This window comes from Actinomadura keratinilytica, assembly GCF_039539665.1.
Lineage (GTDB): Bacteria > Actinomycetota > Actinomycetes > Streptosporangiales > Streptosporangiaceae > Spirillospora > Spirillospora keratinilytica.
Genome location: NZ_BAABDO010000073.1, coordinates 1 through 14,588 on the forward strand (window position 1 = coordinate 1; position 14,588 = coordinate 14,588).

Genomic DNA, 14,588 nt, shown 5'->3' on the forward strand with positions numbered 1-14,588 from the left:
CCCGCCCGGCGCGGGCGCCGCCGCCGCGCCGCACGACGGCTTCTGGAACGCGCTGGACGCCGAGCTGCGCGCGGCCCTGCGCGCCGCGGCGCGCCCGCGCACCTACCCGGCCAGGACGCCGCTGTGCTTCCAGGGCGAGGACTCCGACCACATCATCGTCATCGAAAGCGGCTGGGCCAAGGTCACCTCCACGACGTCCGAGGGGCGCGACGTGGTGCTGGCGGTGCGCGGCCCGGGCGACCTGATCTGCGAGAGCGCCGTGCTGGGGGGCCGCCGCCGGTCGGCGACGGTGACGGCGCTGAGCCCGGTGCGGGCGCTGGTGGTGCCCGCGGCGCGCTTCACCGCGTTCCTCGACGGCCATCCGGCGGTGTGGCGGCTGGTCAGCGGCACGCTGGTGCGGCGGCAGGACGACGCCGACCGGCGCCTGCAGGCGCACGTGTCGGCCCGGGGCACCCGGCGGCTGGCCGGGCTGCTGGCGCAGCTGGCGGAGATGTCGGCCCGGCACGGCCCGCCCGGCCCGGACGGCCGCATCGCGATCGCGCCGCCGCTGTCGCAGGAGGAGCTGGGCAGCTGGATGGACGCCTCCCGCGAGACCGTCGCCCGGGCGCTGAACGACCTGCGCGCCCGGGGCCTGGTCCGCACCGGCTGGCGCAAGATCGTCGTGGAGGACCTGCCGGGCCTGCGCGCCCTCGCCGACGGCGGCGACTGAACCGCCGGCGCGGACCGCGGCCCCGCCGGCGCGGCGCGCGGGCGGGGCCGGCCGCGTCAGGCGACGGAGGAGTAGGTGACGACGCCGCGGCGCATGGCGTCGATGGCGCGGCGGGCGGTCTTGCGGATGTGGCTGTTGTCGGGGGCCGCGTCGGCGATCTGCCCGAGCAGGTCCAGCAGCTGCTTGACGGCGCGGACGAAGTCCCCGGCGGTCAGGTCGGTCTCCAGCAGCACCTCGTCCAGGTCGTGGCCCTGCGCCCACCGGTAGGCGGTCCAGGCGAACCCCAGGTCGGGTTCGCGCAGGAACGACACGCGGTTGTCCTTCTCCACGGCGTCCAGCTGCCCCCACAGCCGCACCATGGCGGCCAGGGCCTCCTGGGTCTGCCCGCCGGGGGTGCGGGGCGGGGCGGCGTCGTCGGGCTGCCGCGACTCGTACACCAGCGCCGACACGCACGCGGCCAGTTCGGCGTGCCCGAGGTGCTCCCACACCCCGGCGCGCAGGCACTCGGCCGTCAGAAGGTCCAGCTCGTTGTAGATGCGGCCGAGGCGGCGGCCCTCGTCGGTGACGGTGTCGCCGTCGAGGTAGCCGAGCTGCTGCAGGACGGCGCAGACCCGGTCGAAGGTGCGGGCGATGACCTGCGAGCGGCCCTCGACGCGGCGGCGCAGCTGCTCGGTCTCGCGTTCCAGCCGGTAGTAGCGTTCGGCCCAGCGGGCGTGCTCTTCGCGCTTGTCGCAGCCGTGCACGGGGTGGCGGCGCAGCCGGGCGCGCAGTTCGGCGATCTCGCGGTCGTCGGCGGCGGGCACGTCCCGGCCGCGGCCGCCGCGGCGCCGCTCGTGGGCGTCGTCGGGGACCTTGTTGCGCAACGTGGCGGCCAGGTCGCGGCGGGCCTGCGGGTTGCGCGGGCTGAACCCCTTGGGGATGCGCAGCCGCTCGACGGGTTCGACGGCGCGGGGGAAGTCCTGCACCGACAGCCGCTGCACGGACCGGTTGACGGTCAGCACCAGCGGCGCGGGCCCGTCGGAGCGGCGGCCGAGCCCGGGGTCGAGCACCACCGCCAGGCCGGAGCGGCGCCCGGACGGCACGTGGATGACGTCGCCGGGCCGCAGCCGCTCCAGGCTGCGGGCGGCCTCGGCGCGGCGCGCCGCGGACCGCTCGCGGGCCAGCTCGGCCTCCCGGTCGGACAGGCGGCGGCGCAGCGCCGCGTACTCCATGAAGTCGCCCAGGTGGCACTCGGCGGCCTGCGCGTACCCGGCGAGGGCCTCCTCGTTGCGGTGCACCTGCCGGGCCAGGCCGACGACGGCGCGGTCGGCCTGGAACTGGGCGAACGACTCCTCCAGCAGGGTGCGGGCGCGTTCGACGCCGACGGCGCCGACCAGGTTGACCGCCATGTTGTAGGACGGGCGGAAGCTGGAGTTCAGCGGGTAGGTGCGGGTGCCGGCCAGCCCGGCGACCGACCCGGGGTCGACGTTCGGGCTCCACACCACCACCGCGTGGCCCTCGACGTCGATGCCGCGGCGGCCGGCGCGCCCGGTGAGCTGGGTGTACTCGCCGGGGGTGAGGTCGACGTGGGCCTCGCCGTTCCACTTGTCGAGCCGTTCGATCACCACGGTGCGGGCGGGCATGTTGATGCCCAGGGCCAGGGTCTCGGTGGCGAACACCACCTTGATCAGCCCGCGGACGAACAGCTCCTCGACGATCTCCTTGAAGGTCGGCAGCATCCCGGCGTGGTGGGCGGCGATGCCGCGTTCCAGCGCCGCCAGGAAGTCGTCGTAGCCGAGCACCGCCAGGTCCTCGGGGGCGATGTCGGCGGTGCGCAGCTCGACGTGCGCGCGGATCTCCTCGCTCTCCTCCTTGGACGTCAGCCGCAGCCCGGCGTGCAGGCACTGCAGGACGGCGGTGTCGCAGCCGTTGCGGGAGAAGATGAAGTGGATCGCCGGCAGCAGCCCGGCCCGGTCGAGCCGCTCCACCACCTCGGGCCGGGCGGGCGGCCGGAACCGGGCGGGGCGGGGCGCGCGGCGGCGGCCGGTGCGGCGGTTCTGGTTGAGCTTGGCTCGGCGCACCTCCTCCACGGCGATGCGCTGCAGCTGCGGGTTGACCCGGGCCTGCCGGTGCGCGCCCTTGCCGGTCTCGACGAACAGGTCGTACAGGCGGGTGCCGACCAGCATGTGCTGGAACAGCGGGACGGGCCGGTGCTCGTCGACGATCACGGCGGTGTCGCCGCGGACGGCCTGCAGCCACTCGCCGAACTCCTCGGCGTTGCTGACGGTGGCCGACAGCGCCACGATCCGCACCGAGTCCGGCACGTGGATGATCACTTCTTCCCAGACCGCGCCGCGGAACCGGTCGGCCAGGTAGTGCACCTCGTCCATCACCACGAACGCCAGCCCGGACAGGGTGGGCGAGGCGGCGTAGAGCATGTTGCGCAGCACCTCGGTGGTCATCACCACCACGGGCGCCTCGCCGTTGACGCTGTTGTCGCCGGTGAGCAGGCCGACCTTCTCGGGGCCGTAGCGGCTCACCAGGTCGGCGTACTTCTGGTTGGACAGCGCCTTGATGGGCGTGGTGTAGAAGCACTTGCGGCCGCCGGTGAGGGCCAGGTGGACGGCGAACTCCCCCACCACCGTCTTGCCGGAGCCGGTGGGCGCGGCGACCAGGACGCCGCTGCCGGACTCCAGGGCGCGGCACGCCTCGATCTGGAACGGGTCCAGGTCGAAGTCGTAGAGGGTCTGGAAGTCCAGCAGGGCGGGGCCGTTGCCCGCGGTGCGCCTGCGGAACGCCGAGTACCGCGCCGCGGGGGATTCGGTTGCCGACTGCGTGTCGGGGGTGGTCATGAGTCGAGCCTACGTTTTCACCCGGCCCGATTCCCAATTCCGGGCGCCGGGGCGCGCGGGCCGGGACGGGCCGGCGGTCGGTCGTCGCGGAAGGCCCGGCGGCCGGGCCGCAGGCGGTCGGAGGGCCGGGGCGGCCGGGCCGGGGGGCGTCAGCGGGCCGGGTCGGCGGGGCGTCCGCGCTGTTCCAGCTCCGCGTCGATCTCGTCCAGGTCCAGCGGGGACGCCTCGTCGTCGGACAGGCCCGCGTAGGGGTCGGGGCGGCGGGCGCGGCGCCGGTCGTTGAAGTACGCCAGCACCGCCGACACCTCGAACAGCAGCAGGGTGGGCAGGGCCAGCGCCAGCATGGTGAACGGGTCGCCGCTGGGGGTGGCCACGGCCGCGAACACGAAGATCCCGAAGATCGCGATCCGCTGCGACTTCTTGATCATCTCGAAGCTCAGCACGCCGGCCATGTTCAGCACCACCACGAACAGCGGCAGCTCGAAGGTCATGCCGAACACCAGCAGCATGGCCAGCACGTAGCCGAGGTAGTGGTCGACGGTGATCAGCGCGGTGACGTCGTCGATGGAGAACCCGCCCAGGAACAGCTGCAGGCCCTTGTCGACGGTCAGGTACGCCAGCACGGTGCCGACCAGGAACAGCGGGATCGCCGCGCTGAGGAACACGTACGTCCAGCGCTTCTCCCGCCGGTACAGCCCGGGCGCCACGAACGCCCACACCTGGTACAGCCACACCGGCGAGGAGATCACGATGCCGACGATGAAGGAGATCTTCAGGCGCAGGAAGAACTGCTGGAAGATGGTGTTGACCACCAGGGTGCACTTGCCCGCCTCCAGCTGCTGGGAGGCGGGCAGCGAGCAGTAGGGGTCCTTGAGGAAGTCCCAGATGGGCTGGAAGAAGATCCAGCCGACGATCGTCCCGACCAGCAGGGCCAGCAGCGCCTTGATCAGCCGGTTGCGCAGTTCGCGCAGATGGTCCATCAGCGGCATGCGGCCTTCGGGGTCGACGGCCTTGCCGCTGCGCGGGCTCAGAAACTTCATCGTCGGCTTCGGGGTCGGGTGCCGCCGCTCACGCGGGCACGAGGGTCGGATGGGTGCGCGCGGGGCGCCGCGGGTGCGGAAGAGGCGGGCGCCGCACGCTCGCCCGGCCGCCCCGCGCGGCGGCACCGCGGCGCGGCACCGGACGGCGGCACACGCGGCACGTGCAGCGTGTGCGGCGCGTACGGCACGCGCTGTACGTCACGGTACGGCACCGGGGCGACGCCGGGGACGCGGTCAGGAGTTGCGGATCTGGTTGGGGTCGGAGACCGGAACGCCCTGGATCGGCTCGCCGGAGGGCAGCGGACGCCGGGGGGCGGCGGCACCGTCGGCGGCGGCGGCCTCGCGCTCCAGGCGGGCGGCCTCCTCGCGCAGCCGGGCGGCCTCCTGGCGCGGGTCGCTCTGCGCCGCCTGCGGCGCGGCCGCGGGCTCGTCGTCCTCGCGCAGGCCCTTGGTCTCGGCCTTCAGGATGCGCGCTGACTTGCCCAGCGAGCGGGCCAGCTGGGGCAGCTTGGCCGACCCGAACAGCAGCAGCACGACCAGCAGGACGATCAGGATCTCGCTGGTGCCGAAATTACCCATGACATTCCTCTTCAGCAGGTCTACTCACGACGATCGTACGCCGTCCTGGCGACGCCGCGCCTCCCCCCGGGGAGCCGTCCTGTCCTGCAGGATGCGCAGTTCCTCGGTCAGCGCCGAGTGCCGCGGGGCCAGCCGCCGCCGCGCCCGGCCCAACTCCCGGCCCAGGCGGCGCACCCCCAGGTAGACCCTGAACGCGCACACCGCCAGCACGGCCAGGCCCGCGAAGCCCAGCGCCACCGACACACCGACCCATCCCACGTCCGCCACGGTAACCGACGTCCTCCACCGCTGTCGTCATCCGGACCGGTCCGCGCGGCACCGTCACGTGATGTTCACATGGACGTCGTATCACTACGAAACAGTGCGAACAACACCCGGACCGGGCGCCGCGCCCGTCCCCGCGGCCCTCGCCGCGGCCCTGCCGAAGTCTGCCCTTCCGCCGAAGTCTGCCCTTCCGCCGAAGTCCGTCCTTCTGCCGGAGCCTCCGTCCCGCCGGAGCCCCCGTCACGCGTGCCCGTACAGCGCCAGGGCGCGGGCGGCGTCGCCGCGCACCTCGGCGGCCAGCTCGGCGGGCGCCACCACGCGGCCCTGGTCGCCCAGCCGCAGGGCCAGGCCCCGCACCCAGCGGGTGTCGGAGGTGCGCAGCACCACCTCCAGCCGCCCCTCCCCCAGCTCCCGCACGCTCTCGCACGGGTAGTAGTCGGCGACCCAGCGGCCCTGCGCGGTCAGCTCCAGGGTGACCACGACGTCGTCGGGCGAGGGCCGGTACAGGCCGGCGTCCACGTCGCGCGGCTCGGCGTCCTCGGGGACCTGCGCGGGCACCTCGTCCAGCACCCGCAGCGACGTGATGCGGTCCAGGCGGAACAGCCGCACCGCCTCGGCGCGGCGGCACCACCCCTCCAGGTACGTGCTGCCCTCCACCACCAGCAGCCGCATGGGGTCCACGTCGCGTTCGGTGTTCTCGTCGCGGGCGGGCACGTAGTACGCCAGGTGCACCCGCCGGCCCCGGGCGATCGCGTCGCGCAGGCTCGCCAGGTGGCCGTGCACGTCCGCCGCGCCGCCCGCGGCGACCTCCACCGCCACCTTGCTGGCCGGCGCCGCCGCCGCGCCCGCCGCGGTCTCCAGCTTGGCGATCAGGCGGCTGAGCGCGTCGCGGTCGGGCAGGCCGGGGATGTCCGCCAGCATCCGCAGCGCCACCAGCAGCGCGCTGGCCTCGTCGACCTTCAGCCGCAGCGGCCGGGCGATCGACTCGGCCTCGGTGACGATGATCTCCCCGCCCTCGTAGGACAGGTCGATCGGGCAGTAGGGGTCGGGCGCGCGCAGCTCCACGCACCACAGCAGGTTCAGGTCGTCGATCAGCTGCTTCTCGGTGACGCCGAACGCCCGCGCGGCCTGGTCCAGCGCCACCGAGTCCCGGCTGATCACATACGGCACCAGCGCCAGCAGCCGCGCCAGCCGGTCGGTGGAGGTGGTGGCGCGGCCCGCCGCCCGGGCCGCGGGCGCCCCCGTGCTCCGCCCCGTCATCGCTCACTCCCCGTCATCGCCTGCTCCCCGTCCGCTCCCCGTCCGCTCCCGTCCGGCCGCCGGTCACCGGTCGTGCGCCGCCAGCGCCGCCTTCAGCTGCCAGATGACCGCCTCCCGCAGGTCCGGCGGGTCCAGCACGACCACGTCGTCGGCGAACCGCGCCAGGTACGGGGCGAACCGGTCGACGTCGCGGAAGGTCAGGACGGCCTCGTCCCACGTCCCGTCGCCCACCGGCCGCACGTCCCGCGCCCAGCGCCGCGGCCCCTGCGCGGCGCCCGCCCGCAGCCGCACCGTGGCCGGACGCGGCTCGCTCACCGGGTCGCCCCGGGTGAACGCGATGCGCCGCACGTCCACCCCCGGCGGGACGGTGACGCTGCCGGGCGGGCCGTCGGGCGCGACCTCCCCGACGATGCGGCTGAGCCGGAACACCCGCGTCTCCTCCCGGTCGCGGTCGTGCCCCACCACGTACCAGCGGCCCCGGCGGCTCACCACGCCCCACGGCTCCAGGTGCCGCCGCGTCACCCGGGTGCGGCCCACCCCCTGGTAGTCGAACGCCACCGGGCGGCCGTCGCGCACCGCCTCCCACAGCGCCGGGAACGACGGCTCGCCGGTGTCCAGCCGCGGCTCGATGCCCGGCGCGCTCGCGGTGTCGGTCTCCACCCCGGCCGCGCGCAGCTTCAGCAGCGCCCCCGACGCCGCGTCGGCCATGCTGGCGCGCTGCCACACCCGCGCCGCCAGCCCCAGCACCGCCGCCTCGTCGCGCGTCAGATGGATGTCGGGCAGCTCGTAGGCCTGCCGGGGGATCCGGTACCCGGTCTCCTCCCCGCCCCCGCCGAGCCGGTCGCTGCCCACCTCCAGCGGCACCCCCAGCTCGCGCAGCTCCTCCTTGTCGCGTTCGAACATCCGCTTGAACGCCTCGTCGGAGTCGGGGTAGCCGGGCACCGCCCGGCGGATCTGCTCGGCGGTCAGATAACGCCGCGTGGCCAGCAGGCAGACCACCAGATTGAGCAGGCGCTCGGTCTTGCGCCGCGACACTTGGCCACCACCTCGAAGTCGTGCTGCGGTCCGCTCGGCGAGCCCGCGCGTTCCCGGACGATTCCTCCGATCAGGACGCTACCGTTTCCTGCTGTGATCCGATGGCGCAAAGGCACGGTTGAAGGCGTCCGCCGGGAATGGCCGGGGGCGGTCGAGCTCGACGTGACGATCGACGGCGACGGCACCCGGCGTGCCCTGGCCTACACCGCACTGGTGGGCCGGCCGCAACCGGGCGACACCGTCCTGCTCAACACTACGGCCTTGGCCCTCGGCCTGGGCACCGGCGGCTACGCCATGGTCGTGGCCGTCCCCGACCGGCTGCCGCCCGACCCGTCCGGCCCCGGCCACCTGGTCAAGGCCCGCTACACCCCGCTGCAGGCCACCGTGCTGGGCGCCGACGAGCAGGACTCCCCCCACCACGCGACGCTGCGCGACGCCGACTCGGTGGACGGCATGCCGGTGATCGTGGCCGACCTGCACTCGGCGCTGCCGCCGATCCTGGCGGGCCTGCTGGCCGACCGGCCCGGCACCCGCGTGGTGTACGTGATGACCGACGGCGGCGCCCTGCCCGCCTGGTTCTCCATGTCGATCGCCCGGCTGCGGCAGGCCGGCGCGCTGGCCGCCGCGGTCACCGTCGGGCAGGCGTTCGGCGGCGACCTGGAGACCGTCACCGTCCACACCGGGCTGCTGGCCGCGCGGCTCGTACTGGACGCCGACGTGGCGGTCGTGGCGCAGGGGCCCGGCAACCTGGGCAGCGGCACCCGCTGGGGGTTCTCCGGCGTCGCGGCCGGGGAGGCCGTCAACGCCGCCGCCGCCCTGTCGGGGCGCCCCGTGGCGTCCCTGCGGGTCAGCGAGGGCGACGCCCGCGAACGGCACCAGGGCGTGTCCCACCACAGCCTCACCGCCTACGGGCGCGTCGCGCTGGCCCCCGCCGACGTCGTCGTGCCCGAACTGGGCGGGGAGCTGGGGCAGCGCGTCGCGGCGCAGGCGGCGCCGCTGGGCGAGCGCCACACCCTGGTGCCGGTGCCGGTGGACGGCCTGCGCGACGTGCTGCGGGCCGCCGAGGCGGACTGGGGGGTGCGGCTGTCGACGATGGGCCGCCGCCTGGACGAGGACCCGGCCTACTTCCTGTCGGCCGCCGCCGCGGGCCGCCACGCCGCCTCCCTGCTCGCCTGACCGGCCGCGGTCCGGTCAGGGGGCGGCCGTCCGGTCAGTGGGCGGCCCTCAGGCCCGGGCGGGCTGCGCCCCTTCGGGGACCCCGTCCGGGGTGTAGAAGTCGCGGAAGGTGAACGCGTCCGGGGACGGCCCCCGGCCGCGCAGTAGCTCCAGGCGCTCCACGCCCTCCTCCACCGTGGGGATGCGGCCGGCGGGGATCCACCACAGCGCCTGGTGGGCGTCCACGTGCCGCCGGAACCACTCCCGGCGGCGCCGCAGCGCCTCCAGGTGGGCGCTGCGGTACACGAAGTCCCACAGCGCCTCCCGCGACTCCCACACCGACATGTTGATGATCACGTCGGCGCCGACGGGACGCACGCCGGTGGCGTCGTTGGCGCCCTCCCCCACCAGGCGCCACACGAAGCCGGGCGACCGGTCGGCCAGCGCGTCGACCGGGTCGAGCAGGGACACGAACTCCGCCATGCCCGGGGCGTCCAGGGGCTCCTTCAGCGCGGCCACGTTGATCTGGGCGAGATGATGTTCCGTCATGCCCGCACCGTATGTCAATCTTCGTTGTTTTTAGAAGGGGTCTCCTCCACCACCACGCAGCACCACCCCGGACGCGCGTCCATCCGCGCCCGCACCCCCTCCGCCCCCTCCAGCAGCCCCTCCAGCAGCGCCAGGTTCATCCCGCACACCAGCGGCGGGAACTGCTCGGCGAGCGCGTGGAACGGGCAGTTGCGCATCCGCACCGCACCGCCCTCCTCACGCCGCGGCTCGTACCCGCGGCGCGCCAGCACGGCCTCCGCCTCCCCCAGACCGCCCACGGGCCCCGCGCCGCGCAACGCCCGCCCCCGGCGCCGGGCCGCCGCCCGCAACTCCTCGTCCAACCCCGCCGCCTCGGCCGTCTCGGCCAGCACCTCGGCCGCCGTCCGGTAGTCGCGCGGCGGCAGCGACAGCGCCCGCTCCCCCGCCGACCGCCGGTACAGCTTGGCCGGACGCCCCGCCCCCGGCCCCGACCGCCCCGTCAACCGGCGGCTCTCGGTCTCCAGCAGCCCCGCCTCGGCCAGCCTGTCCAGATGGAACGCCGCCAGCGTCCGCGCCACCCCCGCCGCCTCGGCCGCCTCGTTCCGGCTCACCGGATGATCCTGCGCCGCCACGTACTCGTACAGCCGCCGCCGCAACGGGTCGCGCAGCGCACCGAAAGCCTCGAAATCCTCCACCGGCCCAGTCTAAGAACAACCGGAACCGGCGTTAGAAAACCGCCCCCGCCCCGGAAACGACTAGTGCACGCCCAGCAGGTCCACGACGAACACCAGCGTGTCGTCACCCCTGATACCGGCCTGCGCCAGCCCCTCCTTGCCGTACCCCAGCGACGGCGGCACCACCAGCAGCAGGCGGCTGCCCACCCGCTGCCCCACCAACGCCTGGTCCCAGCCCTTCATCACCTGGCCCGTACCGATCGTCACCGCATACGGGCGGCCGCTGCGCCACGACGAGTCGAACACCTGGCCGTTCCGCCAGAACACCCCCACATACTGCAACGCCAGCAGCCGCCCCTTGGCGACCACCGGCCCCCGCCCCTGGATCAGGGTGCGCACCTGCAGCTTCTTCGGCGCCGCCACACGCGGCACCGTGACCTGCGGCGCCTGCCCCTGCCCGCCGCCCGACACACGCGGCAGCCCCGCATCGTCCAACGCCTGCGCCCGGCCCTGCGCATGCGCCGCCTTCCCGTACACCCCCCGCACGTCCAGCACGTACACCAGCGAATCGTCCGGGCCCACCTGATGCTGGGTGTCGCCCTTGTCGCCGTACCCCTCCGAAGGCGGAATCTTGGCCACCACCCGGTCACCCGCCCGCGCCCCCAGCAGCGCCTTGTCCAACCCCGGAACCAGCCGACCCGTCGGAAACGCCCCCGGCACCCCCGCCAGATAACTGTTGGCCAGCAACTTGTTGCCGTCCTTGCCCCACCGGTAACCGACATAGTCGGCCACCACCAGATCCCCTTTGCGCGCCCCCTCGCCGTCCCCCTTCACCAGCGTCTTCACCGCCAGCTCCGCACTCGGCGCCCCCTTCGGGAACGACACCTCCGGACGCGCCCCGAACCTCCCCCGGACCGTCACCTCGACGTCGTCCCCACCCGAACACCCCGCGGCCAACACCAGCGGCGCCACCAGCACGATCCCCAGCAACGGCGCGAAGACACGACGGCGCATGCGGCTCCTCACCCAACGCACGGCGACCCGGACTGAGCGCACACCCTACCGCCAAGGTGACCCGCCAGTAGCCCTACACGCGCGAAACCGGGGACGGCACCCCGCACCGGCACCGCCCCCGGCCCCACACCGCCCTCACATACCGGCGATCAACTTGTCGACCCGCTCGTCCACCGACCGGAACGGATCCTTGCACAGCACCGTCCGCTGCGCCTGATCGTTCAGCTTCAGATGCACCCAGTCGACCGTGAAGTCCCGCCGCTTCTCCTGCGCCCGCCGGATGAACTCCCCCCGCAACCGCGCCCGCGTCGTCTGCGGCGGCACCGACTTGGCCTCGAACACCTCCAGATCACGCGTCACCCGCTCCACCGCACCGCGCTTCTCCATCAGGTAGTACAGCCCCCGGTCGCGGTGCACGTCGTGATACGCCAGATCCAGCTGCGCCACCCGCGGCGACGACAGCGGCAGATCGTACTTGCGCCGGTACCGCTCGATCATCCGGTACTTCGTCACCCAGTCGATCTCCCGCGCCACCAGATCCAGATCCCCGGTCTCCACCGCCCGCAGCGTCCGCTCCCACAGATCCAGCACCCGCTTGACCACCGGATCCCCGCCGCGCCGGTCGATGAAGTCCTTCGCCTTGCCGTAGTACTCCTTCTGGATCTCCAGCGAACTGGCCTCCCGGCCGTTGGCCAGCCGCACCTTCCGCCGCCCCGTCATGTCATGGCTGACCTCGCGGATCGCCCGGATCGGGTTCTCCAGCGTCAGGTCCCGCATCACCACGCCCGCCTCGATCATCCGCAGCACCAGGTCGGTCGCGCCCACCTTCAGCAGCATCGTGGTCTCGCTCATGTTCGAGTCGCCCACGATCACATGCAGCCGGCGGAACCGCTCGGCATCGGCATGCGGCTCGTCCCGCGTGTTGATGATCGGCCGGGACCGCGTGGTCGCCGACGACACCCCCTCCCAGATGTGCTCGGCCCGCTGCGACACGCAGTACACCGCCCCCCGCGGCGTCTGCAGCACCTTGCCCGCACCGCAGATGATCTGCCGCGTCACCAGATACGGGATCAGCACGTCCGCCAGCCGCCCGAACTCCCCGTGCCGCCCCACCAGATAGTTCTCGTGGCAGCCGTACGAATTGCCCGCCGAATCGGTGTTGTTCTTGAACAGGTAGATGTCGCCGGCGATCCCCTCCTCCCGCAGACGCCGCTCGGCGTCCACCAGAAGACCCTCCAGGATCCGCTCACCGGCCTTGTCATGCGTCACCAGATCGATGACGCTGTCACACTCGGGCGTCGCGTACTCGGGGTGGCTGCCCACGTCCAGGTAGAGCCGCGCGCCGTTGCGCAGGAACACGTTGCTGCTGCGGCCCCACGACACCACCCGCCGGAACAAGTAGCGGGCCACCTCGTCGGGTGACAACCGCCGCTGCCCGCGGAAGGTGCAGGTGACGCCGTACTCGTTCTCGAGCCCGAAGATGCGCCTGTCCACACCAGCGAGCCTATGCGGCAGGACCGCCACTTGGCAGTCTCCACAGCCCCTCGTTTCGCACCAGCCAACAGGCCAGGGACGGCCACCCCCGACAGGTTTGACCGCCGCACGACCCGCCACCCGCACCACACAAAACCGGCACCGCGCCGCACACCCCAAGAAAAAACCCGCCGTGACCAGCCGCCCCACCCGGGAACGACCACCCACGACGGGTCACACCACCGAAAAACCGCGCCACGCGCCCTCTACGGGCGACACGGCACCGCACCGGCGGCTCAGGACGACTCAGAACCCCCGTCCCCCGACGCGCCCTCCGACGACGCACCCGCCGAACCGCTCTCCGCCTCACGCAGCAACGCCTCGATACGCGCCGCCGGAAGCCGCTTGAACAACCGGTGCTCACGGTTGCGGTCCAACACCGCGACCTCCAACGACGTCGCCTCCAACCGGCGATCCGAATCCTGCGCCTCCAGCGACCGCACCGCCGCCAGCAGCGCCTCCGCCAGACCCATCCCCTCCCGGAACCGGTCCTTCAACGCCTGCGCCACCGCATCGGCCTGACCGCCCATCGCCACATAACCGTGCTCGTCGGCCACCGAACCGTCGAACGTCAACCGGTAGATCTGATCCGAGGCGGCATCCTCCCCCACCTCGGCCACCACCAGCTCCACCTCGTACGGCTTGTTCGTCTCCGTGAAGATCGTCCCCAGCGACTGCGCGTACACGTTCGCCAACCCGCGCGCCGTCACATCACGCCGGTCGTACTGGTACCCGTTGATATCCGCGTACCGCACCCCGCCCAGCCGCAGATTCTCGAACTCGTTGTACTTCCCGACCGCCGCGAACGCGATACGGTCGTAAATCTCACTGATCTTGTGCAGCGCCCGCGACGGATTGTCCGCAACGAACAAGATGCCGTCGTCATACTGCAGCACCACGACACTGCGGCCCCGCGCGATCCCCTTACGCGCATAGTCCGCCTTGTCCTTCATCTGCTGCTCGGGCGACACATAGAACGGCATGGACACCGGTCGGATCCCTTCTATCGCAGCGGAGCGGTCGGACCACCGGGCGACTCGAACCGAGCCTCCACCACGGCCTGCGCCAACGCGCCCACCTCGTCCTCACCCAGCCTGCGGTAACCGTCGGCCGTCACCGTCGCCACCACCGGGAAGATACGGCGCGCCAGATCAGGCCCACCGGTCGCCGAATCATCATCGGCCGCGTCGTACAACGCCTGCACGCACACCGTCGCCGCGTCCTCGGCCGACAGATCCGCACGGTACAGCTTCTTCAACGCCCCCCGCGCGAACACCGACCCCGAACCGATCGAATGGAACTCCCGCTCCTCATACCGGCCCCCCGCCGGATCGTAGGAGAAGATGCGCCCCTCGTCCCGCTCCTCGTCGTACCCCGCGAACAACGGCACCACCGCCAGCCCCTGCATCGCCAGACCCAGATTCCCCCGGATCATGGTCGCCAGCCGGTTCGCCTTGCCCTCCATCGACAGCGGACGGCTCTCCCGCTTCTCATAGTGCTCCAGCTCCACCTGGAACAACCGCACGAGCTCCATCCCGATCCCCGCGGTCCCCGCCACCGCGATCGCCGAGAACTCGTCGGCCCGGAACACCTTCTCCACATCCCGCTGAGCGATCATGTGCCCCGCCGTCGCGCGCCGATCGCCCGCCATCACCACACCGCCCGGGAACGTCACCGCCACGATCGTCGTACCGTGCGGAATCTCCTCCCCCGCCGACGACGCCGGCAGCACACGCCGCCCAGGCAGCAACTCCGGCGCATACCCGGCCAGGAACTCCGTGAACGAAGACGTGTCAGGGCTACCGAACAACCCCGGCAGACGTCGGGTGTGCGAATCGTGCGACCCCACGCGACTCCTTCCTCCACCATGGCACCGGCCGCCCACACGAGCACACCGGCGCGGACGTCTAGACCCTACTGTTCAAACCCCGCTCACCGCATGCGACGTGATCCTCACCCGGATCCG

At 73.0% G+C, this 14,588-nt stretch carries 14 protein-coding genes; 2 read left to right on the forward strand and 12 right to left on the reverse strand.

The annotated features are described in order from the left end of the window. A partial coding sequence (locus ABD879_RS21265) for a Crp/Fnr family transcriptional regulator (RefSeq protein WP_345023268.1) occupies positions 1-709 on the forward strand: 709 nt, incomplete at its 5' end. Between the two features lie 56 nt (positions 710-765). Here the strand turns inward: ABD879_RS21265 and ABD879_RS21270 are convergent. From ABD879_RS21270 to ABD879_RS21295, 6 genes are all read right to left on the reverse strand, one after another. Further along, complete coding sequence (locus ABD879_RS21270) at positions 766-3,540, reverse strand: DEAD/DEAH box helicase (protein WP_345023269.1); 2,775 nt, start codon at positions 3,538-3,540, stop codon at positions 766-768. Positions 3,541-3,689: 149 nt separating this feature from the next. Continuing rightward, the gene (tatC, locus tag ABD879_RS21275; protein WP_345023270.1) at positions 3,690-4,580 is read right to left on the reverse strand and encodes a twin-arginine translocase subunit TatC; all 891 of its coding nucleotides are present in this window, start codon (positions 4,578-4,580) and stop codon (positions 3,690-3,692) included. Between the two features lie 234 nt (positions 4,581-4,814). Beyond that, the gene (gene tatA / locus ABD879_RS21280; protein ID WP_345023271.1) at positions 4,815-5,159 is read right to left on the reverse strand and encodes a Sec-independent protein translocase subunit TatA; all 345 of its coding nucleotides are present in this window, start codon (positions 5,157-5,159) and stop codon (positions 4,815-4,817) included. Positions 5,160-5,183: 24 nt separating this feature from the next. Then, positions 5,184-5,417 (reverse strand): hypothetical protein, encoded by a 234-nt coding sequence (locus ABD879_RS21285; protein ID WP_345023272.1) that lies wholly within the window; start codon positions 5,415-5,417, stop codon positions 5,184-5,186. Between the two features lie 246 nt (positions 5,418-5,663). Then, positions 5,664-6,683: a helix-turn-helix transcriptional regulator gene (locus tag ABD879_RS21290; RefSeq protein WP_345023273.1), complete on the reverse strand. Its 1,020-nt coding sequence runs from the start codon at positions 6,681-6,683 to the stop codon at positions 5,664-5,666. Positions 6,684-6,746: 63 nt separating this feature from the next. Beyond that, positions 6,747-7,718, reverse strand: a complete 972-nt coding sequence (locus ABD879_RS21295) for a helix-turn-helix transcriptional regulator (protein WP_345023274.1) — start codon at positions 7,716-7,718, stop codon at positions 6,747-6,749. 93 nt (positions 7,719-7,811) lie between these two features. Here ABD879_RS21295 and ABD879_RS21300 point away from each other — a divergent pair, with 93 nt between their 5' ends. Further along, on the forward strand, positions 7,812-8,894 hold the full coding sequence (locus ABD879_RS21300; protein ID WP_345023275.1) for a DUF3866 family protein: 1,083 nt from the start codon (positions 7,812-7,814) through the stop codon (positions 8,892-8,894). Between the two features lie 48 nt (positions 8,895-8,942). Here ABD879_RS21300 and ABD879_RS21305 read toward each other — a convergent pair whose 3' ends face one another. From ABD879_RS21305 to prcB, 6 genes are all read right to left on the reverse strand, one after another. Next, a complete protein-coding gene (locus tag ABD879_RS21305) occupies positions 8,943-9,422 on the reverse strand; it encodes a DUF3291 domain-containing protein (protein WP_345023276.1) in 480 nt (159 codons plus the stop codon). A 14-nt stretch (positions 9,423-9,436) separates the two neighbouring features. Then, a complete protein-coding gene (locus ABD879_RS21310; protein WP_345023277.1) occupies positions 9,437-10,096 on the reverse strand; it encodes a helix-turn-helix transcriptional regulator in 660 nt (219 codons plus the stop codon). Positions 10,097-10,156: 60 nt separating this feature from the next. Continuing rightward, on the reverse strand, positions 10,157-11,089 hold the full coding sequence (locus tag ABD879_RS21315) for an FKBP-type peptidyl-prolyl cis-trans isomerase (RefSeq protein ID WP_345023278.1): 933 nt from the start codon (positions 11,087-11,089) through the stop codon (positions 10,157-10,159). A 135-nt stretch (positions 11,090-11,224) separates the two neighbouring features. Beyond that, positions 11,225-12,583 carry a Pup--protein ligase gene (gene pafA, locus ABD879_RS21320; protein ID WP_345023279.1) on the reverse strand — a complete coding sequence of 453 codons (1,359 nt, stop codon included), beginning with the start codon at positions 12,581-12,583 and terminating at the stop codon, positions 11,225-11,227. 275 nt (positions 12,584-12,858) lie between these two features. Then, positions 12,859-13,605 (reverse strand): proteasome subunit alpha, encoded by a 747-nt coding sequence (prcA, locus tag ABD879_RS21325; protein WP_345023294.1) that lies wholly within the window; start codon positions 13,603-13,605, stop codon positions 12,859-12,861. A gap of 20 nt (positions 13,606-13,625) precedes the next feature. After that, positions 13,626-14,471, reverse strand: coding sequence for a proteasome subunit beta (gene prcB / locus ABD879_RS21330; protein WP_285498303.1), 846 nt, complete (start codon positions 14,469-14,471; stop codon positions 13,626-13,628). Positions 14,472-14,588: the final 117 nt, after the last annotated feature.

Coding starts and splice junctions, on each gene's coding strand:
- ABD879_RS21270 (WP_345023269.1), bottom strand. CDS start 3,540: ATGACCACCCCCGACACGCAGTCGGCAACCGAATCCCCCGCGGCGCGG.
- tatC (WP_345023270.1), bottom strand. CDS start 4,580: ATGAAGTTTCTGAGCCCGCGCAGCGGCAAGGCCGTCGACCCCGAAGGC.
- tatA (WP_345023271.1), bottom strand. CDS start 5,159: ATGGGTAATTTCGGCACCAGCGAGATCCTGATCGTCCTGCTGGTCGTG.
- ABD879_RS21290 (WP_345023273.1), bottom strand. CDS start 6,683: ATGACGGGGCGGAGCACGGGGGCGCCCGCGGCCCGGGCGGCGGGCCGC.
- ABD879_RS21305 (WP_345023276.1), bottom strand. CDS start 9,422: ATGACGGAACATCATCTCGCCCAGATCAACGTGGCCGCGCTGAAGGAG.
- ABD879_RS21315 (WP_345023278.1), bottom strand. CDS start 11,089: ATGCGCCGTCGTGTCTTCGCGCCGTTGCTGGGGATCGTGCTGGTGGCG.
- prcA (WP_345023294.1), bottom strand. CDS start 13,605: ATGCCGTTCTATGTGTCGCCCGAGCAGCAGATGAAGGACAAGGCGGAC.